Origin of the sequence: Thiomonas sp. X19 (assembly GCF_900089495.1) — a bacterium.
In the GTDB taxonomy this organism is placed as follows: domain Bacteria; phylum Pseudomonadota; class Gammaproteobacteria; order Burkholderiales; family Burkholderiaceae_C; genus Thiomonas_A.
Map to the genome: position 1 here is coordinate 1,036,931 of NZ_LT605203.1, position 25,252 is coordinate 1,062,182.

Here is a 25,252-nt window from a genome sequence, read left to right on the forward strand (position 1 = left end):
CATGCTCCTCACACCTGCCGCGCGACGATGGCGAGGATGGCCATCAGGAAGGACAGCGCCAGCGGCTCCTGATAACGGTAAAAGCGCAGGCGCGATTGCGCGGTATCGACGAACACCATGATGAGCCCCAGCAGCGCCCACTTCGCCAGCAGCGCCGCGGTGGCGCCGGCGATGCCCAGCGCCGCGCCCTGGATGGACAAGCCCCAGGGGATGGTCAGCACATTGAGGAAGATGGTGTAGAGAATGGCCTGCTTCATCCACGACGCCCACTTCAGCAGCGCCAGCAGCGGGCCGGAGTATTCGAGAATGCGCGCCTCGCCGATCATGTAGATCTCATCGTGGATGCTCGAATGGATCGGCAGGCGCTCGGTTTCCACCGTGAGCAGAATGAAAAACGCCGCCACCAGGAACAGATGCGCCGGGCCCCAGAACACCGCCGGCTGCGCCACCAGCAGGTGATTGACGACGAAGGGCAGCATGGCCTGCGCCAGCAGGGTGATGCCGACGAACACCATGATCAGCGTCGGCTCGGCCAGGATGGCCAGCATGGCCTCGCGGCTCGACCCCAGCCCGCCATAGGGATGACCGCTATCGAGACCCGCGAGCAGGATGGCGAAGCCGGCCAGGGTCAGCATGAGGCCGCCGCCCAGGATGTCGCCCATGTCCGAGAGCGGCAGCGGGTAGTTGGTCAGCACCGGGATGAGGATGGGCACCGTGAGCATGGCCGAGAACGCCACCACCGGCGCGGCCCAGAAAATCCACGACGCGGTTTGCGGCACCACGAGCTCTTTGCGGAACCACTTGGCCAGATCGCGGTAGGGCTGAAACAGGCTGGGGCCTGCGCCGCGCTGCACCTTCTCTTCCATCATGGCGATGAAGCCGTGCAGCAGCGGAGAGAGCAACACAATCGCCAGCACCTGGGCGATCTGTGGCCATACGGCTTGTGCTTGCATTGACTCCTCCCATGCAGATCACCCGCCGCACGCAGCGGCACTGGGTAGGAGTCATCAGCCACCGGCTGGCGCCGGTGGCGGTTGCGGCGAACTCCATCGCCGTCTCGTTTGCAATCATTTTAAAGCGTCGAAAGTCCCAGGTCAAGGCGACATTCGTGCCCAAATGCAACGAACCTGGCCGACCTGCCCACCCATGGCCGTCCGGCTGCAGAGCATGGCATGGACTTGCCAGCGGTACGACAAAAGGCGGGTTCCTCCCGTGACCCAGGGAGGCGGTCCTGGCGGCCGAGCCCAGCCAAGCCAGGGCCGCTTCGGCCCCCAGCATCGGCATGCTGGATGAGTGCGGAAGACGACGGCCGCAGGGTTCTGCCTTCTTGCGCCCTGCGCCCTGCCCCGCGCAGGGCGATCGCCAGCTTCGCTCCTTGCGGCGGCCTCGACCCGAATGTATCGCTTGCACTTATGGATTCAAGTACTTCATTTAAGGGCATTTTTTTGACTTTATCTGTCCAAAAACACAGCTTTGATGACGGCGCTAAGTGCTTGTTTGATAAGCCAATTTTTCAATTTGCCCTATTGACGATGGTCTTTTTGCCCCCTACAGTGCAGCCAAGTGCAAAAAAGTGGGTAAAAGTGCAGAGGCCGGGCTCTGCGCTGAAGGCAATCGGAGAAGCGCGTGTTCATTGGCATATCGGCGTTGACGCTGGACGGCAAGGGTCGCATGACCGTGCCTGCGCGCCACCGCGACATGCTGCTGGCGCAGGCTGCCGGTCGGTTGACCCTGACCAAAAGCCCCGAGGGCTGCCTGATGTTGTTCGGCGACGCGCAATGGCAGGAATTTCGCGCCAAGATCAGCCAGCTGCCCATGGAGGCGCAGGGCTGGAAGCGCATCTATCTGGGCCACGCCACCGAGACCGAGATCGACGCCACCGGGCGTGTGCTCATCTCGCCTGAACTGCGTGCGGCGGCGCGCATCGAGCGCGAGATCGACTTGATCGGCATGGGTTCGCATTTCGAGATCTGGGACCGCGCCACCCACCAGTCGCGCGAGGCGGCGGTGATCGAGGCCGGCATGCCTGAAGCGGTACGCAACATCGTGGTGTGAAGGTGACCCCAGATGCCAAACCCCGCCCCCACCGCTGCAGCGCCTCTGCAGCACCGCACCGTTTTGCTGCACGAAGCCGTCGAGCTGCTGATGACCGACCCGGCCGGCATCTACCTGGACGCAACCTTCGGTCGCGGTGGCCACACGCGGGAGTTGCTGGCGCGCCTGGGGCCGCAGGCGCGCGTGGTGGCGCTGGACCGCGACCCCCAGGCCATTGCCGCCGGCCAGGATTTGGCGCGGGCCGATGCGCGGCTGACGCTGGTGCACGCCGCGTTCTCCGACTTTGGCGCGGTGCTGGATGGGCTGGGCTTGCCCAAGGTGCAGGGCATGCTGTTCGATCTGGGCGTGTCGTCGCCACAACTCGACGAGACCCGGCGCGGTTTCAGCTTTCGCGGCGACGCCCCGCTGGACATGCGCATGGACACCACGCGCGGCCTGACCGCAGCGCAATTCCTGGCCGAGGCCAGCGTCGATGACATCACCCGGGTGCTGAGAGATTATGGCGACGAACGGGCTGCTTTCCCGATTGCAAAGGCGGTTGTGGCTCGCCGCGAACGGGGCGAGCCCGTCACTCGTACCGCAGAGCTTGCCGGCCTCGTGGCGCAAGCGGTGCGCAGTCGCGAACCGGGGCAAGATCCGGCCACGCGCACCTTTCAAGCTCTTCGGATTCACGTCAATGCCGAGCTTGCCGAACTCGAAGCGGCACTCGCGCAGGTGATGGCCAGGCTGGCTGATGGAGGACGCCTCGTGGTCATCAGCTTTCACTCACTCGAAGACCGCGTGGTGAAGCAGTTCATGGCGCGGCAGTCGCGTGCGCCCGAACAGACGCGCGAGCAACTGCGCCTGCCGGTGGCGCCGGCGGCGTTTCATCCGGGCTTGAAGCTGTTGACCAAGCAACGCCCCGCTGCGGCCGAAGTGAAGGCCAATCCGCGTTCGCGCTCGGCCATGCTGCGCGCCGCCGAACGCCTGCCTGGCGTGGTGGCCGCGGCAGTGGCGCCGGAGGTGGGCGCATGACGCGGCTGAACCTGCTGCTGCTGCTCATCGCCATGGCCAGCGCCATGCTCGTGGTGCGGGCGCAGTACGAGGCGCGGCGCACCTTTGCCGCGCTCGACGCGGCGCAGCAGCGGGCGATGCAACTGCAACTCGACCACGACCGCCTGCAGGTGGAAGTGCGCGCACTCTCCGTGCCCGGGCGCATCGAGGAGCTGGCGCGCAACACCCTGGGGCTGGTGCCGGTCACGCCGGCGCGGACCGACTACATCAGCGCCGCGCGGCTGCCCAGCCTGCCGGCATCCATTCCCACGCGATGAAGCTCATGAAAAAACGCGCGGCCGCCTCAAGTTTTCGCATTCCTCTCGGTGGGAGGTTGCTGCAAGGCAGCGGCCTGGGGGCGTTTTCATCGCGCAACCTCGGTCCGGCTCCGCGCCAGACGCACAGCAGTCCGCTGTTGCGCCTGCGCCTGCCGCCCGGGCGCGCCTGGCTGGTCAAGGGCCTGCTCTACCTCGCCTTCATCGCCCTGATCGGGCGGGCGCTGTGGGTGCAGGTCATCACCACCAACTTCTACCAGCAGCAGGGTGATCTGCGCTTCATCCGCACCATCGAGCTGCCCGCGATGCGCGGGCGCATTCTCGATCGCCACGGCAATATTCTGGCCTCCAGCATCCCCGTCAAAACCATCTGGGCCGACCCCGAAACCCTGGAGGCCGATCCGCGCAAGGTGGCCGAGCTGGCGCAACTGCTCGAGCTCAACGCGGCCGAACTGCAGCGTCGCCTGAGCCTGGACAGGCAGTTCGTGTATGTGAAGCGCCAGGTCGACATCGACACCGCGCGCAAGGTGCAGGCGCTGGGCATCAAGGGCATCTATTTCTCTCCCAGCTACAAGCGCTACTACCCCGAAGGTTCGGCCGCGGCGCAGCTGGTGGGCTTTACCGACCTGGAGAACCAGGGCCAGGCCGGCGTCGAACTCACGTTCCAGAAAGACCTGGCCGGCCATTCGGGTACGCGCAAGGTCATGCGCGACCGCCTCGGCAATGTGATCGAGGACGTCGGTGGCGGCGTGCCCCCGGTGAACGGCGACGACGTGCAACTGTCGATCGACAGCAAGATCCAGTACCTCACCTACCAGGCCTTGAAAGATGCGGTGGTGAACAACAAGGCCAAGAACGGCAGCGCCGTGGTGCTCGACGCCACCAACGGCCAGGTGCTGGCCATGGCCAACTACCCCAGCTTCGATCCCAACCATCGCCGCAACATGACCCAGTCGGACATGCGCAACTACGCGCTGACCGACACCTTCGAGCCCGGCTCGGTGATGAAGCCCATCACCATTGCCGCCGCGCTGCAGGCGGGCGTGGTGACGCCGCAGACCGAGTTCCACACGGCGCCCGGCTGCCTCAACGTCTACGGCAACAACATCTGCGACGACTTGGACAACGGCACCATCGCGCTGCCCCAGGTCATCCAGTATTCCAGCAACGTGGCGACGAGCAAGATCGTCATGCGCATGAATCCGCGCATCCAGTGGGATATGTACACCGCGGTCGGCCTCGGCCAGCGTCCGCAGGTGCCGTTTCCGGGCGCGGCCAGCGGTCTGGTGCGGCCGTGGGAGAAATGGCGTCCGATCGACGCCGTGACCCAGGGCTTCGGCTACGGCATCTCGGTCTCCACCTTCCAGTTGGCGCATGCCTATCTGTTGTTCGCCAACCATGGCCGCATCATTCCGGCAACCCTGTTGAAAAGCACCGCCACACCGCAAGGCGTGCAAGTGGTGTCGCCGCTGGTGGCGCGTGAGATGCGCAGCATGCTGGCCTTGGTCACGCAGCAAGGCGGTACCGCACCCGGCGCCGCCGTGCCGGGTTACACCACCGGGGGCAAGACCGGCACCGCCTGGATCTGGAAGGGCAAGGGCTACGACAAGCACCTGTTCCGCGCCCAGTTCGTCGGCATGGCACCCATCGGCCATCCACGCATCGTCATGGCCATCTCGGTCGACCAGCCCAGCGGCGGCAAGCATTTCGGCGGCGACGTCTCGGCTCCGGTGTTCGCCAGCGTGGCGCCGCAGGCGCTGCGCATCCTCGGCGTGCCGCCGGACCTGCCGGTCAAGCCCGATGTGGCCCCGGCCATCACCGCCGCCGCCCAGCCCTCCAAGCCCGCAAGCGCACTCCACAAGGAGGGTGCGTGAGCGCCGCGCCCGGCTCCGTCGGCGCCGTGCTGCATGCCGTGCGTGCCGCCGCGGTTCCAGCCGGGGCAGCCTGGACTTGCGACTCGCGCCAGGTGCAAGCCGGCGATCTGTTCATCGCCTGGCCCGGCGCCGCCAGCGATGGACGGCGCCATCTGCCCGAGGCCTTCGCCCGTGGCGCCGTGGCCGCCCTGGTGGAGGACGACGGTGCCGATGGCTTCGATCTGCCGCCCGCCACGCTGCGCGTGCGCGGCCTGAAAGCGCTGGCCGGCGAACTTGCCGCCGCCTGGTACGGCCAGCCCTCGCGCCACATGACCGTGCTGGCCATCACCGGCACCAATGGCAAGACTTCCTGCGCACTCTGGGCGGCGCAGGCGCTGGCCGCCGCCGGCAAGCCTTGCGGCGTGGTCGGCACCCTGGGCGTGGGCCTGCCCGGCGCGCTGCAAGCCACCGGCCTGACCACACCCGACCCGGTGCGCCTGCAGCGCGAACTGGCGGCGATGCTGGCGCAGGGGGTGCGCCATGTCGCCCTCGAAGCCTCGTCCATCGGCATCGAGGAAGGGCGCCTCGCTGGCCTGCAGGTTCACACCGCCGGCTTCACCAATCTGACGCAAGACCATCTCGACTACCACGGCGATATGGCCGCCTATGCCGTCGCCAAGCGCCGCTTGTTCGACGCCCACGCGCTGCAAGCCGCGGTGCTCAACATCGACGACGCCATGGGCGCAGCCCTGGCGCAACACACGGCGCAGCGTGGCATGCGCGTCATCACCACCGCGCTGGACCAGCCTGCCGACTGGCGGGCCGAGCTTGCCGACACGCCCACTGGCATGGCCGTCGAGTTGTGCCACGCCGCGCAGCGGGCGCAGGTTGCGCTGCCGTTGGTCGGGCGCTTCAACGCCGCCAATGTGCTGGTCGTGTGCGGCCTGCTGCAAAGCTGCGGTCTGGGCTTCGAGGTCATCGTGCAGGCGCTTGGCGCCATCGCCCCGCCACCCGGGCGCATGCAGTTGATGGGTGGACGCGACGCGCCGCTGGTGGTGGTGGACTACGCCCACACCCCCGATGCCATCGCCCAGGCGCTGCAGGCCTTGCGCCCCGCAGCGCAGGCGCGTGGCGGCAAACTGTGGTGCCTGCTGGGTGCCGGTGGTGACCGCGACCGCAGCAAACGCGCGCCGATGGCCGCCGCTGCCGAAGGCTTGGCCGACCGTGTCGTGCTGACCAGCGACAACCCGCGCAGCGAAGCGCCGCAAGCCATCCTCGACGACCTGCTGCAAGGCTTGGTCGCGCCGGTGCAGGGCCTGGTCGTGGCCGACCGCGCCCAGGCCATCGCCGAAACCGTGGCCCATGCCGCTGCTGCGGATGTCGTGCTGCTGGCCGGCAAGGGGCATGAGACGACGCAGGAACAAGACGGACGCAAGGCGCCGTTCTCGGATGTGTTCCATGCCCGCCTCGCCCTGGCGCAGCGCGGCGGCGGGTTGTTCGCCCTGCGCGAACTGCAGGCCTGGGTCGGTGGCCGATTGCATGGCGATGCGCTCACGCCGATCACCCGCGTTTGCACCGACACCCGCAGCCTGCGCCCTGGCGACCTATTCGTCGCGCTGCGCGGCGAACGCTTCGACGCCCACGACTTCCTGCCCCAGGCGGCGGCAGCCGGCGCTGCTGCCGTGCTGGCCGAACGCGGCGTGGCGCCATGCGGCTTGCCCGGCGTGGAAGTGGCCGGCAGCCTGCAGGCACTGGGCCGGCTTAGCCAAGCCTGGCGCCGCCAGCAAGGCGCCATGGCGCTCGCCGCCGTCACCGGCAGCAACGGCAAGACCACGGTGACGCAAATGATCGCCGCCATCCTCGCCGCCTGGCTGGGCGAGGACGGGCGCTTGGCGACGCAAGGCAACTTCAACAACGAGGTCGGCCTGCCGCTCACCTTGCTGCGCCTGCAGCCGCAGCACCTGGCCGGGGTGGTGGAGCTGGGCATGAACCACCCGGGCGAAGTGGCGCGGCTGGCGGCCATCGCCGAGCCGACCGTCGCGCTGGTCAACAACGCGCAGCGCGAGCACCAGGAATTCATGCACACGGTGGAAGCCGTGGCACGCGAGAACGGCAGCGTGCTCGCCGCGCTCGCGCCGAGCGGCGTCGCCGTCTACCCCGCCAGCGACGGCTATGCGCCGCTATGGCAGTCGCTGGCCGCAGGGCGCCGCCTCATGCGCTTCGCGCTGCACGAGGTGACCGAGGCGCCGCCCGCCGCCGAGGTCAGTGGCTGGGCCGAGATGGCCTATCAGGCAGCCGCGAACGCCGAGCCGGGCATGCGCTTGCACCTGCGCTCACCTGCAGGCGAAGCCCGCGTGCAGTTGCAGGTGATGGGCGCGCACAACGCGCACAACGCCCTGGCCGCAGCGGCCGCGGCGCTGGCTTGCGGCGCCCCGCTCGACGCGGTGGTGGCCGGGCTGGAGACGTTCCGCCCGGTGGCTGGGCGCATGCAGCGCAGCCGGCTCGAGCTGCCCGGCGGACATGTCATCAGCTTGATCGACGACAGCTACAACGCCAACCCGGATTCGGTGCGCGCCGCGATCGACGCCCTCGCCGCACTGCCCGGGCGCCGCCTGCTGGTGCTGGGCGATATGGGTGAGGTCGGCACGCAAGGTCCGGCGTTTCACGCCGAGGCCGGCAGCCATGCCGCCGCACGCCGCATCGACGCCGTCTGGGCCGTTGGCGGTCTCGCGCGTCATGTGGCCGATGCCGCGGGGCAGGGTGGTGTCGCGGTGCGCCACGCGGCAAATGTCGAGGCCTTGGCGGTCGATGTCGCCGCGCTGCAGGGTTTCGACGCGGTGTTGGTGAAGGGCTCGCGCTTCATGCGCATGGAGCGGGTGGTGCGCGCGCTGCAGGGCTTGGGCACGCTGCCGAGCGCCGGCGCGAAGGAGGCCAGTCATGCTGCATAGCCTGGCCATGTGGTTGATGAGCGTTTCGCCCGAGCTGCGGTTTTTCCGGGTGTTCAACTACATCACCTTCCGTGCCGTGATGAGCACGCTCACGGCGCTGTTCATCGGCCTGGCCGCCGGGCCTGCGGTGATCCGCAAGCTCACCGCGATGAAGGTGGGCCAGGCGGTGCGGCAGGACGGGCCGCAGACCCATCTGATCAAGACCGGCACCCCCACCATGGGCGGGGTGCTCATCCTCATCGCCATCACCGCCTCCACGCTGCTGTGGATGGACTTGTCCAACCGCTTCGTCTGGCTCGTGCTCATCGTCATGCTGGGTTTCGGCGCCATCGGCTGGGCCGACGATTACCGCAAGGTGGTCTACCGCGACCCCAACGGCATGCGCTCGCGCGACAAGTATTTCTGGCAGTCGCTGATCGGCCTGCTGGCGGCGTTCTATCTGGCGTTCGCGGTGTCGGGCAGGGGCAATGCCCAGGTGCTGCACCTGTTCGTCGAATGGCTCAAGAGCGGCCTGTCCATGCCGCTGCCGCCCGCGGCCGACCTCATCGTGCCCTTCTTCAAATCGGTGAGTTATCCGCTGGGCATGCTGGGCTTCATCCTGCTGACCTACTTCGTCATCGTCGGCTCCAGCAACGCGGTGAATCTCACCGACGGCGCCGACGGCCTGGCCATCATGCCCACGGTCATGGTGGGCGGCTCGCTGGGCGTGTTCGCCTACGTCACGGGCAACGCGGTGTTCTCCAAATACCTGCTGTTCCCCTACATCCCGGGCACGGGCGAGTTGCTCATTTTCATCGGCGCCATGGTCGGCGCCGGGCTGGCCTTCCTCTGGTACAACGCCTACCCGGCGCAGGTGTTCATGGGTGACGTTGGTGCGCTGGCGCTGGGCGCCGCTTTGGGCACCATTGCCGTGATCGTGCGGCAAGAGATCGTGCTGTTCATCATGGGCGGGGTGTTCGTCGCCGAAACCGTGTCGGTGATGATCCAGGTGACGTATTTCAAGTACACCAAAAAGAAATACGGGCAAGGCCGGCGCATTTTCAAGATGGCGCCGCTGCACCACCACTTCGAGCAACTCGGGGTGAAGGAATCGCAGGTGGTGATCCGCTTCTGGATCGTCACCATGATGTTGTGTCTCGCTGGCCTCGCCAGCCTGAAGCTGCGGTGAGGGCCAGGTGAACCTGCGCGAGCGCACCGTCCTCGTCCTCGGCCTGGGCATTTCCGGCCTGGCGATGGCGCGCTGGTGCGCGCGCCAGGGAGCCGTCGTGCGCGTGGCCGACAGCCGCCGCCAGCCGCCGCAATTGGAGGCGCTGTGCGCCGAGTTGCCGCAGGCCATGGTGCATGCGGGTGGCATCGACGCCGGCTTGCTGGACGGGGTCGAGCTGCTCTGCGTCAGCCCTGGCATCGCCCCGAGCGACGCTGCTTTCGGCCCGCTGCTCGCCGCCGCCCGTGCCAACGGGGTCGATGCCGTCACCGAACTCGGGCTGTTCAGCGCCGCGCTGCGCGAGTTGCAGCAGGCGCAAGGTTATGCGCCGTCGCTGCTGGCCATCACCGGCACCAATGGCAAGACCACGGTCACCGCGCTCACTGCGCATCTGCTGCATGGCGCGGGGGTGGATGCGGTGGCGGCCGGCAATATCGGCCCGGCCATGCTGGATATGCTGGCCGAGCGGCTTGACGCCGGCCGCCTGCCCGCAGCCTGGGTGCTGGAACTCTCCAGCTTCCAGTTGCATGGTGCGGACGACTTCGCCGCCGCCGCCGCCACCGTGCTCAATGTCACGCAAGACCATCTCGACTGGCATGGCGACATGCGCGCCTACGCCGCCGACAAGGCGCGCATCTTCGGCCCGCTGCCCTGGACGCTGACCCAGCCTCCGGGGCTGATGCTGCTCAACCGCGACGACCCGCGGGTTCTCGGCATGGGCCGCGAAGGCCGCAAGCTGCAGACCTTCGGGCTCGATGCGCCGGCGCGCGCGGGTGACTGGGGCATCGCCGTCGAGCATGGCGTGGCCTGGCTGGCGCGTGCCCAAGACGTGGAGACGGAAGAGACGCAGGCGAGGATGTCCAAGCGCCGCGGCAAGGCGCGGCCGCCTGCCATCGACTTGCCTGTGAGCCTGCAAATGCTCATGCCTGCCGACGCCTTGCGCATCCAGGGGCGGCACAACTGGGCCAACGCCCTGGCGGCGCTGGCGCTGGCCTGCAGTACCGGCACCGCGCTCGCGCCCATGCTGCACGCGCTGCGCAGCTACCGCGGCGAGCCGCATCGCATGCAGTCGCTGGGGGTGATCGAGGGCGTGGAGTGGATCGAAGACAGCAAGGGCACCAATGTCGGCGCCACCGTTGCTGCGCTCACCGGGCTGGACCGCCCGGTGGTGCTGATCGCCGGCGGCGATGGCAAGGGTCAAGACTTCGCCCCGCTGGCGGCGGCGGCGCGGGGCCGCGTGCGTGCCGCCGTGCTGATCGGGCGTGACGCCGGCCGCATCGCCCAGGCGCTCGAAGGCGTCTGCCCCACCGAGCAGATGGCGAGTCTGGAACTGGCGACGCAGCGTGTCGCAGAACTGGCCGGCGCGGGCGATGTGGCGCTGCTCTCACCCGCCTGCGCCAGCCTCGACATGTTCCGCAACTACGCCCACCGCGCCGAGGTGTTCACCGCCTGCGTGGCCGAGTTGGCGCACGCGCGTGGCGTGATGCTGGAGGCCGCGCCATGAAGCTCGCCTTGCCAGCGTTCGACCGCAAGCGTGGCCAAGCCCTGCCCAAGCCCGCACCCATGCCGGTGCGCATCGGCTATGTCGGCCCGTCCGCCTCGCGCATGCTGGACTTCGACCAGAACCTGCTGTGGGTCATCGTGCTGCTGCTGGCTTTTGGCCTGGTCATGGTGTATTCGGCCACCATCGCCATTCCCGAAGACCCGCGTTTCGCCCGCTGGACCCAGTTCCATTTCTTCTGGCGCGATCTGGCGGCGGTGTCGCTCGGCCTCATCGGCGGCTGGGTCGTGTTTCAGTTCCCGATGAAGTTCTGGGAACGCTGGGCGCCGCTGATTTTCCTGGCCTCTCTGGCCATGCTGGCGGCCGTGCTCGTGCCGTTTCTCGGCAAGGGCGTGAATGGCTCGAGGCGCTGGATTCCGCTCGGCGTGTTCAATTTCCAGCCATCCGAACTGGTCAAGCTCGCGACCATTCTCTATGCCGCCAATTTCATGGTGCGCAAGCAAGAGGTGAGGCAGAAGTTCAGCAAAGCCTTCCTGCCGATGGCGGCCGCGCTGGCCGTCATCGGCCTGCTGCTGCTGGCCGAGCCGGACATGGGTGCTTTCCTCGTCATCGCCTCGGTCGCCATGGTCATCCTCTACCTGGGAGGGGTGAACGGCAAGTTGTTCGCCGCGGGCACGGTGGTGCTGATCGGCGCCTTCGTGCTCATGATCGTGCTCTCGCCCTGGCGGCGCGACCGCATCTTCGCCTACCTCAACCCCTGGGCCGAAGACAACTCCCTGGGCAGCGCCTACCAGTTGGCGCACGCGCTCATCGCCATGGGGCGTGGCCATGTCTTCGGCGTCGGCCTGGGTGGCAGCGTGGAAAAGCTGCACTACCTGCCCGAGCCGCAGACCGACTTTCTGCTCGCCATCATCGGCGAGGAACTGGGCTTCGTCGGCGTGCTGGCCGTGACCCTGGTGTTCGCCTGGATCACCAAGCGTGCCTTCGACATCGGCCGCCAGGCACTGGCCTCCGACCGCATGTTTTCTTCGCTGGTGGCGCAGGGCGTGGGCGTGCTCATCGGCGGTCAGGCCTTCATCAATATCGGCGTCAACCTCGGCCTGCTGCCCACCAAGGGCCTCACCCTGCCCCTGCTCAGTTACGGCGGCTCGGCCACGCTGATGTCGTTGCTGGCCCTGGCCATCTTGCTGCGCGTGGATTTTGAAAACCGCGTGCTCATGCGAGGGGGTCAGATATGAGCATGAGCACGCGGTTTCGGTGCAGGCCAACTGGCGCGCAGCGCAAGTCATGCCGGAGCCAAAACGGGCAGCCGTCAGGCTGCGCCACACGGCTGCTCATGCGAGGAGGGCAGATATGAGTGCGCCGCGCACCGCCGTCATCATGGCCGGAGGCACCGGTGGCCATATCTTTCCCGGGCTGGCCGTGGGCGAGGGTTTGCGCGCCGCCGGCTGGCAGGTGCACTGGATGGGGGCGCCCGCCAGCATGGAAGCGCGGCTGGTGCCGCCTCAGGGCTATCCCATGCTGTGGGTGAACTTCGGCGGTGTGCGTGGCAAGGGGCTGCTGACCCAATTGCTGCTGCCGCTGAAGTTGCTGCGCGCCTTCTGGCAAGCGCTGCACGCGCTGCGCCGTGTGCGCCCCGGCGTGGTGCTCGGCATGGGCGGTTACATCACCGTGCCCGGTGGCTTGATGAGCGACTGGGCCGGAGCCAAGCTGGTGCTGCATGAGCAGAACGCCGTGGCCGGCATGAGCAACCGCCTGCTGGCGCGTCTGGCCGACAGCGTGCTCACCGCTTTCCCGCACACCCTGCCCACGGGCGACTGGATCGGCAATCCGGTGCGGCAATCCATCCGCGACCTGCCCGCGCCGGCGCAACGCTACGCCGCCCGCAGCGGTCCACTGCGCATCCTGGTGGTCGGTGGCAGCCTGGGGGCGGCAGCGCTGAACGAGCGCGTGCCCCAGGCACTGGCCTTGCTCGGCGCGGCCGAGCGCCCGCAGGTGCTGCACCAGAGCGGCCGCGGACATCTGCAGAGCCTACAGCAGCGCTATGCGCGGCTTGGGTTGCAGGCCGACTGCCGCGAATTCATCGACGACATGGCGGCGGCCTACGCCGATGCCGACCTGGTCATCTGCCGCGCCGGCGCATCCACCGTGAGCGAAATCGCCTGTGCTGGAGTTGCCGCGCTGTTCGTGCCTTTCCCTCACGCGGTGGACGATCACCAGACCGCCAACGCCCGCTTCCTGGCCGAGCCGGGCGCGGCCCTGCTGATCCAGCAAACCGAACTCACACTCGAGCGCCTCGCCACCGAACTGCGCAGCCTCGACCGCCCACGCCTGTCGGCGATGGCGCAGCAGGCGCACAAGCTCGCCAAGCGCGATGCCGTGCAGCGCATCGTCGCGGCATGCGAGGCGCTGGAGAACCCGACATGAAACATGCCATCCGCCACATTCACTTCGTCGGTATCGGCGGTGCCGGCATGAGCGGCATCGCTGAAGTCTTGCTCAACCTCGGTTATGGCGTGAGTGGTACCGATCTCAGCGAAAGCGCCGCGGTGCTGCGTCTGCGCTCGCTGGGGGCTCGCGTCGCCATCGGCCATGATGCCGCCCATATCGCCGGGGCCGACGCCGTGGTGGTGTCCACCGCCGTCGGCCCCGACAACCCCGAAGTGCGCGCCGCCCGCGCCCGCCGTATTCCGGTGGTGCCACGCGCCGTGATGCTGGCTGAGCTGATGCGCCTCAAGCGCGGCGTCGCCATCGCCGGCACGCACGGCAAGACCACCACCACCAGCCTGGTCGCCAGCGTGCTGGCCGAGGGCGGGCTCGATCCCACCTTCGTCATCGGCGGCAAGCTCAACCGCGCCGGGGCGAATGCCAAGCTGGGGCAGGGCGAGTACATCGTGGTCGAGGCCGACGAGTCCGACGCGTCCTTCCTCAACCTGCTGCCGGTGATGGCCGTGGTGACGAATATCGACGCCGACCACATGGACACCTACGGCCACGACATGGCGCGGCTGCGCCAGGCTTTCGTCGAGTTCATCGCCCGCCTGCCGTTCTACGGCGCCGCCATCCTGTGCGTGGACGACCCCGGCGTGCGCGCCATCCTGCCTTTCGTCTCCAAACCGGTCACGCCCTACGGCCTGAATGAAGACGCCCAGGTGCGCGCCGTGGACCTGCGTGCCGATGGCGGCTGCATGCACTTCACCGCCTTGCGGCGCAACGGCGTGGTGCTGCCGCCGCTGGCCGTCAAGCTCAATCTGCCCGGGCTGCACAACGTGCGCAACGCGCTGGCGGCCATCGCCGTGGCCGCCGAACTCGGCGTGGACGACGCTGCCGTGGTCAAGGCGCTGGCCGAGTTCCACGGCGTCGGCCGGCGCTTCCAGCGCTATGGCGAGATCGTCTTGCCCGCCGGCGGCAGCTTCACGCTGATCGACGACTACGGCCACCATCCGGTGGAAATGGCCGCCACGCTCGAAGCCGCGCGCGGGGCCTATCCGGGGCGGCGCATCGTGCTGGCGTTCCAGCCGCACCGCTACACCCGCACCCGCGATGTGTTCGAGGACTTCGTCGCCGTGCTCGGCCAGGCCGACGCCGTGCTGCTGGCCGAGGTCTATGCCGCCGGCGAGCCGCCCATCGTTGCCGCCGATGGCCGCAGCCTCGCGCGTGCACTGCGCGTGGCGGGCAAGACCGAGCCGCTGTTCGTCGACGACATCAAGGCCATGCCGCAAGCCATTCTGGATAGCGCGCACGCTGGCGACGTGGTGGTGTGCATGGGCGCAGGCTCCATCGGCGCGGTGCCGCAGCAGGTGGTCGATCTGGCGCGGACGATGGAGGTGTCGACATGAACCGGCTGCAGCCCTCCACCGCGGAACCCGAGGCCTTGGGCCGCGTCGCCGTGCTCATGGGCGGCAGTTCCAGCGAGCGCGAAGTCTCGCTCATGTCGGGCAAGGGCGTACTCGCGGCGCTGCAGTCGCGCGGGGTGGACGCTTTCGCCTTCGATCTTGCCGAGCAAGCCTTGTGCGAGTTGCGCACGTTGAGGGCGTCGCGCGTGTTCATCGCCCTGCATGGCCGCCACGGCGAAGACGGCACGGTGCAAGGCGCGCTGGAGTTGCTCGGCATTCCCTACACCGGTCCTGGCGTGCTGGCTTCGGCGCTGGCCATCGACAAGCACATGACCAAGCGCCTGTGGCAATGCGACGGGCTGTCCACCCCGGCGTGGCGCATGGTGGCCAGTGCCGCGCAGGCGCATGCCGCTGCACGCGAACTCGGCTTGCCGCTGATGTTCAAGGCCTCGCATGAGGGTTCGACCCTCGGCCTCAAGCGTGCCGACCACCCGCGCGAAGTGGGCGCCGCCTTTGCGGAGGCCGCGCGCTTCGACGCCGCGGTGCTGGCCGAGCAGTTCATCGAAGGCGACGAGGTCACTTGCGGCGTGCTGGGCGAGGGCGATGCGGCCGTCGCGCTGCCGCTGATCCACATCGTCGCCCCCGGCGGCAACTACGACTTCGAGCACAAGTACTACAGCGACGAAACCCGCTACATCTGCCCCTGCGATCTGCCCGCAGGCGAAGAAGCAGCCATCGCGCAACTGGCGCTGCACAGCTACCGCGCCCTGGGCTGCCGCGGCTGGGGCCGCGCCGACATCATGATTCGCGCCACCGACCGCAAGCCTTTCCTGCTGGAGATGAACACCAGCCCGGGCATGACCGGCCATTCCCTGGTGCCCATGGCCGCACGCGCCGCCGGCCTGAGCTACGAGGACCTATGCCTGCGCATCCTGGCCGATGCACGGCTGGACGCTGGCCGCAGCGCGCAGCGCGAAGGGGCGTCACCGTGAGCATGGCCCGCCACCGCCAGATGGAGCGTGACGGCGCCTTCGGCGCCTGGCGCGCCGCGCCGCGTGCCAAGACCGCCGACGAGGTTCCGCTCGACATCCGGCTGATGAACTTCACCAGCCGGGCGCTGGTCTGGCTGTTCGCCATCGGCGCTCTGGTGGTGGCCGGCAACTGGCTGATGCAGCGGCCCTGGTGGGCCATCCGCAGCGTGCAGGTGCAAGGCCAATTGCAGCATGTCAGCGCCACCGCCTTGCGCGGCGAGGCGCTGCCACGGCTGCAGGGCAATTGGTTCACGGTGAACCTGCCCGCCGCGCAGCAGGCGTTCGACCAGATTCCCTGGGTCAACAAGGCCGTGGTGCAGCGGGTGTGGCCGCTGTCGCTGCTGGTCACGCTGGAGGCGCAGCAGCCGCTGGCCATCTGGAGCGATGGCAGTGCTCCGGTGGGCCTGGTGAACACCAGCGGGCAATTGTTCGAGGCCAATCTCGGCGAGGTGCAGGACATGGCCTTGCCTCACTTCTCCGGCCCGGCCGCCAGCGAGGCGCGGGTGACGCAGATGTACATGCGGTTGACGCAGGCTTTCGCCCCGTTGCGGTGGAAGGTGACGGCGCTGGAGCTGGGTGCCGAGGGCAACTGGCGGGCGCAGATTCAGGGCGGGCCCAGGCTGGACCTGGGCAGCGACCATGACGTCCGGGCTTTCAACCAGCGCCTGCAACGCTTTCTGGCGCTGGCGCCCGGGGTGCAGAAGCGCTATGGCCGCAGCATGGCGAGTGCCGATCTGCGCTACAGCAACGGTTTTGCCGTGCGTCTGGTCGGGGTCGACCTGCCGGGTGCGAAGACGGATTCGAAAACGATGAAACGACAAGGCAAACCTTCGGGAGCATAGGGAATGGCCAAAGACTACAAAGATCTGGTGGTGGGGCTGGACATCGGCACCTCCAAGGTGCTGGCGATGGTGGCCGAAATCCTGCCGCAGGGTGAGAACGCTGCCGCCACGCTGAAGGTGGTGGGCATGGGCCAGGCGGCCACGGCCGGCATGCGGCGCGGCGTGGTGGTGGACATCGAGGCCACGGTGCAGTCGATCCAGGCGGCGCTGAAAGAGGCCGAGCTGATGGCCGATTGCCGCATCACCCGCGTCATCACCGGCATCACCGGCAGCCATATTCGCGGCCAGAACTCCGAGGGCATGGTGGCGATCAAGGACCGCGAGGTGTCGCAGAACGATGTCTCGCGCGTGATCGAGACCGCCAAGGCGGTGAACATCCCCACCGACCAGCGCCTGCTGCTGGTCGAGCCGCAGGAATTCATCATCGACGGCCAGGAAGTCAAAGAGCCGGTGGGCATGAGCGGCATCCGGCTGGAGACCAAGGTGCATATCGTCACCGGGGCGCAGACCGCGGCCGAGAACGTCATCAAGTGCGTGCGCCGCTGCGGTCTGGAAGTCGATGCCGTGGTGCTGCACCCGCTCGCGTCCAGCCACGCGGTGCTGACCGAGGACGAGAAGGAACTCGGCGTGGTGCTGGTGGACGTGGGTGCGGGCGTGACCGATGTGGCGATCTACACCGGCGGCTCGATTCGCCACACCGCCATCATCCCCATCGCCGGCGAACTCATCACCAGTGACATCGCCATGGCGCTGCGCACCCCGACCAAGGACGCCGAAGACATCAAGATCGAGCACGGCGTGGCCAAGCAGCTGCTCGCCGGGGTGGACGAGCGGCTGGAAGTGCCGGGCCTGGGCGACCGTGGCCCGCGCATGTTGTCGCGCCAGGCGCTGGCCGGTGTGATCGAGCCACGGGTGGAGGAAATTTTCGCCCTGGTGCAGCAGGTGGTGCGCGACTCGGGCTACGAGGAGGTGCTGTCGTCCGGCGTGGTCATCACCGGCGGCGCGTCGCTCATGCCGGGCATGGTCGAACTTGGCGAAGACATTTTTCTCAAGCCCGTGCGCCTGGGTCTGCCGCAATACACCGGGCCCTTGTCGGACATGGTGCGCAGCCCGCGCAACGCCACCGCCATGGGCCTGCTGGTCGAGGCGCAGACACAGCGTCAGCGCGGCGCGCGCATCGCCCAGAAAACCAGCGGCGCGAGGTCTCTGGTGGCGCGGGTGCGCGACTGGTTCGCAGGGAATTTTTGAAGCAGGGCATGACAGTTTTTACGGGGTCTGCGGCCACTGGACCGCAGGCATGTGTGAGGGGTAGTGCAGCAGTGCAGGGTTTTTCAACTTTTATCGACGGAGGTGCATCATGGCTTTTGAAATGATCGAGGACGCCGCGGACAACGGCTTCAACAGTGGGACCAACATCAAGGTGATTGGCATGGGCGGGGGCGGCGGCAACGCCGTCGAGCACATGATTGCCAGCGGCGTGAAAGGCGTGGAATTCATCTGCGCCAACACCGATGCGCAAGCGCTGAAAACGTCCAGCTCGCACCGCTTCATCCAGCTGGGCAAGACCGGCCTGGGCGCGGGCGGCAAACCGCAGGTGGGGCGTGACGCGGCCGAGCAGGCGCAAGCCGAAATTCGCGACGCGCTGGCCGGCGCGCACATGCTGTTCATCACCGCCGGCATGGGCGGCGGCACCGGCACGGGCGCCGCGCCGGTGGTGGCGCGCATCGCCCGCGAGATGGGCATTCTCACCGTGGCGGTGGTGACGAAACCGTTCGAGTTCGAGGGCACCAAGCGCCTGTCGAATGCCGACATCGGCCTGGAGGAACTGGAGAAGAACGTTGATTCGCTGATCGTCGTGCTCAACGAGAAGCTGCTGGAGGTTTACGGCGACGACATTTCGCAGAAGGAAGCCTTCGCCAAGGCCAACGACGTGCTGAAGAACGCCACCGGCGGCATCGCCGAAATCATCAACGTTCCCGGCATGATCAACGCCGACTTCGAGGACGTGAAGACGGTGATGGGCGAGCCCGGCAAGGCGATGATGGGCACGGCCGTGTCCAGCGGCGCCGACCGCGCCCGCCTGGCTGCCGAGCAGGCCGTGGTCTGCCCGCTGCTCGACGGCGTGGACCTGTCCGGTGCCAAGGGTGTGCTGGTGAACATCACCGCCGACGACTCGCTGAAACTGAGCGAGACGCGCGAGGCGATGAACGCCATCCGTGCCTATGCCGCGCCCGACGCGCACATCATCTTCGGCACGGTGAACGACCCCACCATGGGCGACTCGCTGCGCGTGACCGTGCTGGCCACCGGGCTGTCGAAAGCCCGCGTCGCCGTCAAGGCAGCGCCCAGCCTGACCGTGCTGCGCACCGGCACCGATTCCGGCCCCTTGGGCATGGGCCACGCTTCGGGTGCGGGCATCGACACTTCGCAGATTCCGGCCATCTGGCGTAATCCGCGCGGCAACGCGCCTTCGGCCCATGTCAATGCGCTGATGCAAAGTGGCATGGAAGAGCTGGAGATTCCGGCCTTCCTGCGCAAGCAGGCAGACTGAAACCCGGCAACTGCCAGAACCACGTCGATTGCAAGCCGGCCAAGGCCGCTTCTTCAGCCCGCCTGAAGCGGCCGCTGGCAGGAACGGCCGGATGACCCCGTTCCGTCTGTTCCTGCTCCGCCCGGCGCGCAGGCTTTGCCTGGCGCGTTGTGGATCGGGCGCCTCAGCCGTCCCTGCGTTCCCATGCGCGCGCAAGGCGTTCTGCAGACCTGTCTCAGGGCCCTTAAAATAGTCCCTTGTTATCAATGACAGTTTTTCGATTGGGAAAACGGCAAACCATGTTGTCGCAACGCACCATCCGTTCGGCCAATCGCGCCGTGGGCGTCGGCCTGCACAGCAGCGAGCGGGTCGAACTCACGCTGCATCCGGCGCCGCCCGACACCGGGATCGTGTTCCGCCGCACCGATCTGCCGCAACCCGTCTCCATTCCCCTGCACCCCTTGGCCGTGGTCGACACCCGCATGGCCACCACGCTGGGTTCGGGCGACGCCAAGATTCACACCGTCGAGCATCTGCTCTCGGCCTGCGCCGGCCTGGGGCTGGACAACCTGATCGTGGACGTGGACGCCGAGGAAATCCCCATCCTCGATGGTTCGGCCTCCAGCTTTGTCTACCTGCTGCAGTCCGCCGGGCTGCAAGAGCAGCCCGCGCCCAAGCGCTTCATCCGCATGCGCCGGCCGGTGGAGGTGCGCACGCAAGACCGCGACGGCGAGAAGTGGGCGCGACTGGAGCCGCACGACGGCTTTCGGTTGAATTTCGCCATCGAGTTCGACCATCCCGCGATCGACCAGACCGCGCAGGACTACAGCTTCGACTTCGACATGCAGGCTTATGTGCGCGACATCGCCCGCGCCCGCACCTTCGGCTTCATGCGCGATGTGGACGCGCTGCACGAGCGCGGCCTGGCCCAGGGCGGCAGCATGGAAAACGCCATCGTCATGAACGAGTCGCGCATCCTCAACCAGGAAGGCCTTCGTTTCGACGCCGAGTTCGTCAAGCACAAGATGCTCGACGCCATCGGCGATCTCTACGTCATCGGCCATCCCATCATTGGCGCCTACAGCGCCTACCGCAGCGGCCACGCCGTCAACAACGCGCTGTTGCGCGCGGTGCTCGACGATCCCACGTCCTACGAGATCGTCAGCTTCGACGACGCCAGCACCGCACCGCCCGGTTACCGCAGCACACTCAAGGCCGCAGCCTGAGCCCATCGCCTCGGCCCTTGTGCCGAGGACAACAACGCGAGCACAAGCAGCTACGGCTTTTCGCGCAAGGCCTGCAAGGCCCGCAGCCGGGCGCGCACCGAGGCCGGCGCCCGCGATGGCGTCGCGGCCTCGGCGCGTACCGGACTGCCCACCGGCGGCGAACCCGGCTCCTGCACCCGCACCATGATGCGCTTGAGCGGCCATTGCGCCTGCTGCAACTGCCGCAACAGCAGCGGCCCGTAAAGCTTGAGCTTGGCGGCCACGGCCGGGGACGAGGCCGTGAGGTTCCAGACACCTTCGGCCCAACGGCCAGGACGCACGGCCGCTGCCAGTTCCGGCGGCAAAGAGCCTTGCAGCGTCGCCCACATCTGCTGGGATGCGAGCGCCTGCTCCTTCAGGGTCATCAGCGTGGGCGTGCGCTGCATCCACTGTGGCAGCATGGCCATGGCGGCGGCAGCCGGGCTCGCGGCGTGGCGACGCCGTGGCTTGCGGAACTGGGTCGGGCCTGCGGTCATCGGGGGTGGCGCCAGGAAAGCGCCGCCTGGGCGCGCATGAGGGCGAAGACCGCATTGTCCGGCAAGGGCAGGCCACTCCGCGCGCGAGGGGCGCTGGATAGAATGGAAGTTTCCCTTGTGATGGCATTCGGGGCTTGTTGTCCATCCCCCGCCCAGGGCCGCGCTTGATCCGGCTTGCCTGGCGTGCCGCATCCAGACCGACCCATGCCCGCATCCTTCCTGACCCGTCTCTTCGGCAGCCGCAACGAGCGTCTGCTGCGCCAATACCGGCGTGTGGCCCAGCGCATCAACGCGCTGGAACCCCAGTTCGAAAAACTCAGCGATGAGGAACTGCGTGCCAAGACCGCCGAGTTCAAACAACAGGTTGCCAACGGCCGTTCGCTCGACGAGCTGCTCCCCGAGGCTTTTGCGGTGGTGCGCGAGGGCGGCAAGCGCGCGCTGAAAATGCGCCACTTCGACGTACAGCTGGTGGGCGGCATGGCGCTGCACGACGGCAAGATTGCCGAGATGCGCACCGGCGAGGGCAAGACCCTGGTGGGTACGCTGCCGGTGTATTTGAATGCGCTCGCCGGCAAGGGCGTGCATGTGGTCACGGTGAACGACTACCTGGCCCAGCGCGACGCGCAGTGGATGAGCCGTCTGTACAACTTACTCGGCCTGACCGTCGGCATCAACCTGCCGAATATGCCGCGCGAGGACAAGCAGGCCGCCTACGGTTGCGACGTGACCTATGGCACGAACAACGAATACGGCTTCGATTACCTGCGCGACAACATGGTGTTCGAGCCCGCCGAGCGGGTGCAGCGCGGGCTGAACTATGCGTTGATCGACGAGGTGGATTCCATCCTGATCGACGAGGCGCGCACCCCGCTCATCATCTCCGGCCAGGCGGATGACAACACCGAGCTGTATCTCAAGCTCGACAAGGTCGTGCCCCTGCTCGACCGCCAGATCGGCGAGGAAGACCCGCTCACCGGCAAGGGCGTGGAAAAGCCCGGCGACTTCACGGTGGACGAGAAAAGCCATCAGGTCTACCTCACCGAGTCCGGGCACGAGAAGGCGGAGCGCATCCTTGGCGAGATGGGGCTCATCCCCGAAGGCAGCACGCTGTACGATCCGGCCAATATCGCGCTGATGCATCACTTGTACGCGGCGCTGCGTGCCCACAACCTGTACCACCGCGACCAGCATTACGTGGTGCAGAACGGCGAGGTGATCATCGTCGACGAATTCACCGGCCGCATCATGACCGGGCGGCGCTGGTCCGACGGCCTGCACCAGGCGGTGGAAGCCAAGGAAGGCGTGCAAATCCAGAACGAGAACCAGACGCTGGCGTCGATCACGTTCCAGAACTATTTCCGCATGTACGGCAAGCTCGCCGGCATGACCGGAACGGCCGACACCGAGGCCTACGAGTTCCAGGAAATCTACAAGCTGGAAACCGTGGTCATTCCGACCAACCGCCCCAGCCAGCGCAAGGACCACCAGGACAAGGTCTACAAGACCGCCCGGGAGCGTGACCTGGCGGTGGTGGCTGACATCAAGGATTGTTTCGAGCGTGGCCAGCCGGTGCTGGTGGGCACCGCCTCCATCGAGGCGAGCGAAAACCTCTCGCTGCTGCTGAACAAGGAAAAGCTGCCGCACGCGGTGCTCAACGCCAAGCAGCACGCACGCGAGGCCGAGATCGTGGCCCAGGCGGGGCGGCCCAAGGTCATCACCATCGCCACCAATATGGCGGGCCGCGGCACCGACATCGTGCTCGGCGGCAACGTCGAGAAGCAGTGCGAGATCATCGAGGCCGACCCCAATCTGTCCGATGAGGACAAGCGCCAGCGGGTGGAAACGCTGCGCAGCGAGTGGCAGTCGCTGCACGATCACACCATCGCCCAGGGTGGTTTGCACATCGTCGGCACCGAGCGCAGCGAGTCGCGCCGGGTGGACAACCAGCTGCGCGGGCGTTCGGGTCGCCAGGGGGATCCCGGCTCGTCGCGCTTTTACTTGTCGCTGGACGATTCGCTGATGCGCATCTTCGCCGGCGACCGCGTGCGCGCCATCATGGAGCGCCTGAAGATGCCCGAGGGCGAGGCGATCGAGGCGGGCATGGTGACGCGTTCGATCGAGTCGGCGCAGCGCAAGGTGGAGGCGCGCAACTTCGACGTGCGCAAGCAACTGCTCGAATACGACGATGTTGCCAACGAGCAGCGCAAGATCATGTACGAGCAGCGCAACGCCATCCTCGACAACCAGGACGTCAGCGCCCAGATCGCCGACCTGCGCGAAGGCAGCGTGACCGACATGGTGCACACTTTCGTGCCGGCGCAGAGCATGGAAGAACAGTGGGATATCGCCGGCCTGGAGCGCGCCCTGCGCGACGACTGGCAGATCGACCTGGAGCTGAAGGCGTGGGTCGAGGCCGACCAGACCGTGACCGACGAAGACGTGCTGGAGCATGTGCTGGAGACCGTGCACGCGCAATACAAGGCGAAGGTCGAGGCGGTGGGGGGCGCCAACTTCGCCAGCTTCGAGCGCATGGTGCTGTTGCAGTCGCTTGACCAGCACTGGCGTGAACACCTCTCGGCGCTGGACTATTTGCGTCAAGGCATCCACCTGCGCGGCTACGCGCAAAAGCAGCCCAAGCAGGAGTACAAGCGCGAGGCTTTCGAACTGTTCGGGCAGATGCTCGACGCGGTGAAGAACGATGTCACCCGCACCCTCATGACCGTGCAGGTGCAAACCCAGGAGCAGGCCGAAGCGGCTGCCGAGCAGATCGAGCAGCGTGCCCAAAGCCTGCACAACCTGGTGTTCCAACATCCCGAAGCCGCGGGCGCCGTGGCGGCCGATGGCGGGCTCGAGGCCGGGGAACTCGCCGTGGCCGCGGCTGCGGCAGGCGCCGTCTCGATGCAGCCCATCGTCAACGCCATGCCGAAAGTTGGCCGCAACGACCCCTGCCCCTGTGGCAGTGGCAAGAAGTACAAGCATTGCCACGGCAAGCTGAGCTGAGCGGCTTCGGGCCAGGCGGGCGTCAGTCCTGCCAGACCCGCCGCCGTTGACGCGCGCCTTGGCGTCACGGTCGAGCCGGCAGCAGTCTTCCCACCCGATCATCCTGGCCTTGATGGAGCCCACGCCATGGCTGTGAACCTGACCCCTCCCAACCCCGCAACCCTGCATGCCGTGCCCGGCGTGCGCATCGGCGTGGCCCAGGCCGGCATTCGCAAGGCCGGGCGTACCGATCTCACGCTGTTCCAGTTCGATCCCGGCACGCAGGTGGCGGGTGTGTTCACACGCAACCGTTTTTGCGCTGCACCGGTGCAGGTGTGCCGCGAACATCTGGGCGTGGCACAGTCCGCGCCGATGCGCGCCCTGGTGATCAACACCGGATGCGCCAATGCCGGCACCGGCGAAGCCGGCTTGCAGGCGGCACGCGAAAGCTGCGACGCGGTGGCGGCGCTCCTCGGCGTGAAAGCGCGCGAGGTGCTGCCATTTTCCACCGGCGTGATCCTGGAGCCCTTGCCGCTTGACCGCCTCGTCGCCGGCCTGCCTGCTGCCCTCGCCGATGCTCGCGCCGACGCCTGGGCCGATGCCGCGGCCGCCATCATGACCACCGACACCGTGCCCAAGGCGGCCAGCACGCAAATCAGCATCGACGGCGTGCGCGTCACCGTCAGCGGCATCGCCAAGGGCGCGGGCATGATCCGCCCCAATATGGCGACGATGCTCGGCTTCATTGCCACCGACGCGGCAGTGGCGCCGGCGCTGCTGGCGCAACTGGCCCGCGAGGTGGCCGACGCTTCGTTCAACTGCATCACGGTCGATGGCGATACCTCGACCAACGACGCCCTGGTCATCGCCGCCACCGGCCGTGCCGCGTTGCCAGCCATCACCGATGCGGCCAGCCCGCAGGCGCAGGCCTTGCGCGCGGCGCTCACGCAGGTCGCGCTGCACATCGCCCAGGCCATCGTGCGCGACGGCGAGGGTGCGACCAAATTCATCAGCATTCATGTCGAGCGTGCCCGCAGCCGCGAGGAGGCGCGCTTGGTGGCCTACGCCGTGGCGCATTCGCCCCTGGTGAAAACCGCTTTCTTCGCCAGCGACCCCAACCTCGGCCGCATCCTTGCGGCGGTTGGCTACGCCGGCATCGACGACCTCGATGTGTCCGGCGTCGATCTCTACCTCGACGCCGTGCATGTGGCCACGCGCGGCGGCCGTCACCCCGGCTACCAGGAAGCCGAAGGCAAGCGCGTCATGGCCAAGCCCGAGATTGCCGTGCGCATCGTGCTGGGCCGTGGGGACGCCGCCGCCACGGTGTGGACTTGCGATCTCTCGCACGACTACGTCAGCATCAACGCCGATTACCGGAGCTGAAGCGCGCCATGGCCAAGCCCGCCGTCCAACTCGATACCAAGC

At 67.5% G+C, this 25,252-nt stretch carries 19 protein-coding genes and 1 riboswitch; of the genes, 17 read left to right on the top strand and 2 right to left on the bottom strand.

The genetic code is table 11. The features are described 5' to 3' along the window. Positions 1–8: 8 nt before the first annotated feature. The gene (locus THIX_RS04855; protein WP_112485297.1) at positions 9–953 is read right to left on the bottom strand and encodes a respiratory chain complex I subunit 1 family protein; all 945 of its coding nucleotides are present in this window, start codon (positions 951–953) and stop codon (positions 9–11) included. A gap of 38 nt (positions 954–991) precedes the next feature. Continuing rightward, positions 992–1,063, bottom strand: a riboswitch (Fluoride riboswitch). A 563-nt stretch (positions 1,064–1,626) separates the two neighbouring features. Here THIX_RS04855 and mraZ point away from each other — a divergent pair. From mraZ to lpxC, 15 genes are all read left to right on the top strand, one after another. Beyond that, complete coding sequence (gene mraZ / locus THIX_RS04860; RefSeq protein ID WP_112485298.1) at positions 1,627–2,055, top strand: division/cell wall cluster transcriptional repressor MraZ; 429 nt, start codon at positions 1,627–1,629, stop codon at positions 2,053–2,055. Positions 2,056–2,067: 12 nt separating this feature from the next. Then, the gene (gene rsmH / locus THIX_RS04865) at positions 2,068–3,069 is read left to right on the top strand and encodes a 16S rRNA (cytosine(1402)-N(4))-methyltransferase RsmH (protein WP_112485299.1); all 1,002 of its coding nucleotides are present in this window, start codon (positions 2,068–2,070) and stop codon (positions 3,067–3,069) included. Beyond that, a complete protein-coding gene (gene ftsL / locus THIX_RS04870) occupies positions 3,066–3,365 on the top strand; it encodes a cell division protein FtsL (RefSeq protein ID WP_112485300.1) in 300 nt (99 codons plus the stop codon). Before rsmH ends, ftsL begins: the two co-directional genes overlap by 4 nt. Before the next feature lie 5 nt (positions 3,366–3,370). Beyond that, positions 3,371–5,236: a penicillin-binding protein 2 gene (locus THIX_RS04875; RefSeq protein ID WP_112488180.1), complete on the top strand. Its 1,866-nt coding sequence runs from the start codon at positions 3,371–3,373 to the stop codon at positions 5,234–5,236. Beyond that, positions 5,233–8,163 (top strand): bifunctional UDP-N-acetylmuramoyl-L-alanyl-D-glutamate--2,6-diaminopimelate ligase MurE/UDP-N-acetylmuramoyl-tripeptide--D-alanyl-D-alanine ligase MurF, encoded by a 2,931-nt coding sequence (gene murF, locus THIX_RS04880; protein ID WP_112485301.1) that lies wholly within the window; start codon positions 5,233–5,235, stop codon positions 8,161–8,163. Before THIX_RS04875 ends, murF begins: the two co-directional genes overlap by 4 nt. Next, on the top strand, positions 8,153–9,331 hold the full coding sequence (gene mraY, locus THIX_RS04885) for a phospho-N-acetylmuramoyl-pentapeptide-transferase (RefSeq protein ID WP_112485302.1): 1,179 nt from the start codon (positions 8,153–8,155) through the stop codon (positions 9,329–9,331). The genes murF and mraY overlap by 11 nt, the downstream gene beginning before the upstream one ends. A 7-nt stretch (positions 9,332–9,338) precedes the next feature. Beyond that, on the top strand, positions 9,339–10,871 hold the full coding sequence (gene murD, locus THIX_RS04890; RefSeq protein WP_112485303.1) for a UDP-N-acetylmuramoyl-L-alanine--D-glutamate ligase: 1,533 nt from the start codon (positions 9,339–9,341) through the stop codon (positions 10,869–10,871). Further along, positions 10,868–12,106 carry a putative lipid II flippase FtsW gene (ftsW, locus tag THIX_RS04895; RefSeq protein ID WP_112485304.1) on the top strand — a complete coding sequence of 413 codons (1,239 nt, stop codon included), beginning with the start codon at positions 10,868–10,870 and terminating at the stop codon, positions 12,104–12,106. Before murD ends, ftsW begins: the two co-directional genes overlap by 4 nt. 115 nt (positions 12,107–12,221) lie before the next feature. Beyond that, a complete protein-coding gene (gene murG, locus THIX_RS04900) occupies positions 12,222–13,295 on the top strand; it encodes an undecaprenyldiphospho-muramoylpentapeptide beta-N-acetylglucosaminyltransferase (RefSeq protein ID WP_112485305.1) in 1,074 nt (357 codons plus the stop codon). Next, positions 13,292–14,707: a UDP-N-acetylmuramate--L-alanine ligase gene (murC, locus tag THIX_RS04905; RefSeq protein ID WP_112485306.1), complete on the top strand. Its 1,416-nt coding sequence runs from the start codon at positions 13,292–13,294 to the stop codon at positions 14,705–14,707. The genes murG and murC overlap by 4 nt, the downstream gene beginning before the upstream one ends. Next, entirely contained in the window at positions 14,704–15,696 is a 993-nt protein-coding gene (locus tag THIX_RS04910) for a D-alanine--D-alanine ligase (RefSeq protein WP_112485307.1), read from the top strand. The genes murC and THIX_RS04910 overlap by 4 nt, the downstream gene beginning before the upstream one ends. Positions 15,697–15,698: 2 nt before the next feature. Beyond that, positions 15,699–16,577 (top strand): cell division protein FtsQ/DivIB, encoded by an 879-nt coding sequence (locus tag THIX_RS04915; RefSeq protein ID WP_233224713.1) that lies wholly within the window; start codon positions 15,699–15,701, stop codon positions 16,575–16,577. Positions 16,578–16,580: 3 nt separating this feature from the next. After that, positions 16,581–17,825, top strand: coding sequence for a cell division protein FtsA (gene ftsA, locus THIX_RS04920; protein ID WP_112485308.1), 1,245 nt, complete (start codon positions 16,581–16,583; stop codon positions 17,823–17,825). Between the two features lie 109 nt (positions 17,826–17,934). Next, positions 17,935–19,128 carry a cell division protein FtsZ gene (ftsZ, locus tag THIX_RS04925; RefSeq protein WP_112485309.1) on the top strand — a complete coding sequence of 398 codons (1,194 nt, stop codon included), beginning with the start codon at positions 17,935–17,937 and terminating at the stop codon, positions 19,126–19,128. Between the two features lie 278 nt (positions 19,129–19,406). Continuing rightward, positions 19,407–20,333, top strand: coding sequence for a UDP-3-O-acyl-N-acetylglucosamine deacetylase (gene lpxC, locus THIX_RS04930; RefSeq protein WP_112485310.1), 927 nt, complete (start codon positions 19,407–19,409; stop codon positions 20,331–20,333). Positions 20,334–20,383: 50 nt separating this feature from the next. Here lpxC and THIX_RS04935 read toward each other — a convergent pair whose 3' ends face one another. Continuing rightward, positions 20,384–20,848 (bottom strand): DciA family protein, encoded by a 465-nt coding sequence (locus THIX_RS04935; RefSeq protein WP_158540802.1) that lies wholly within the window; start codon positions 20,846–20,848, stop codon positions 20,384–20,386. A gap of 204 nt (positions 20,849–21,052) precedes the next feature. Here THIX_RS04935 and secA point away from each other — a divergent pair, with 204 nt between their 5' ends. Then, entirely contained in the window at positions 21,053–23,848 is a 2,796-nt protein-coding gene (gene secA, locus THIX_RS04940; RefSeq protein ID WP_112485312.1) for a preprotein translocase subunit SecA, read from the top strand. Positions 23,849–23,974: 126 nt separating this feature from the next. Continuing rightward, complete coding sequence (argJ, locus tag THIX_RS04945; RefSeq protein WP_112485313.1) at positions 23,975–25,210, top strand: bifunctional glutamate N-acetyltransferase/amino-acid acetyltransferase ArgJ; 1,236 nt, start codon at positions 23,975–23,977, stop codon at positions 25,208–25,210. Positions 25,211–25,252 lie beyond the last annotated feature (42 nt).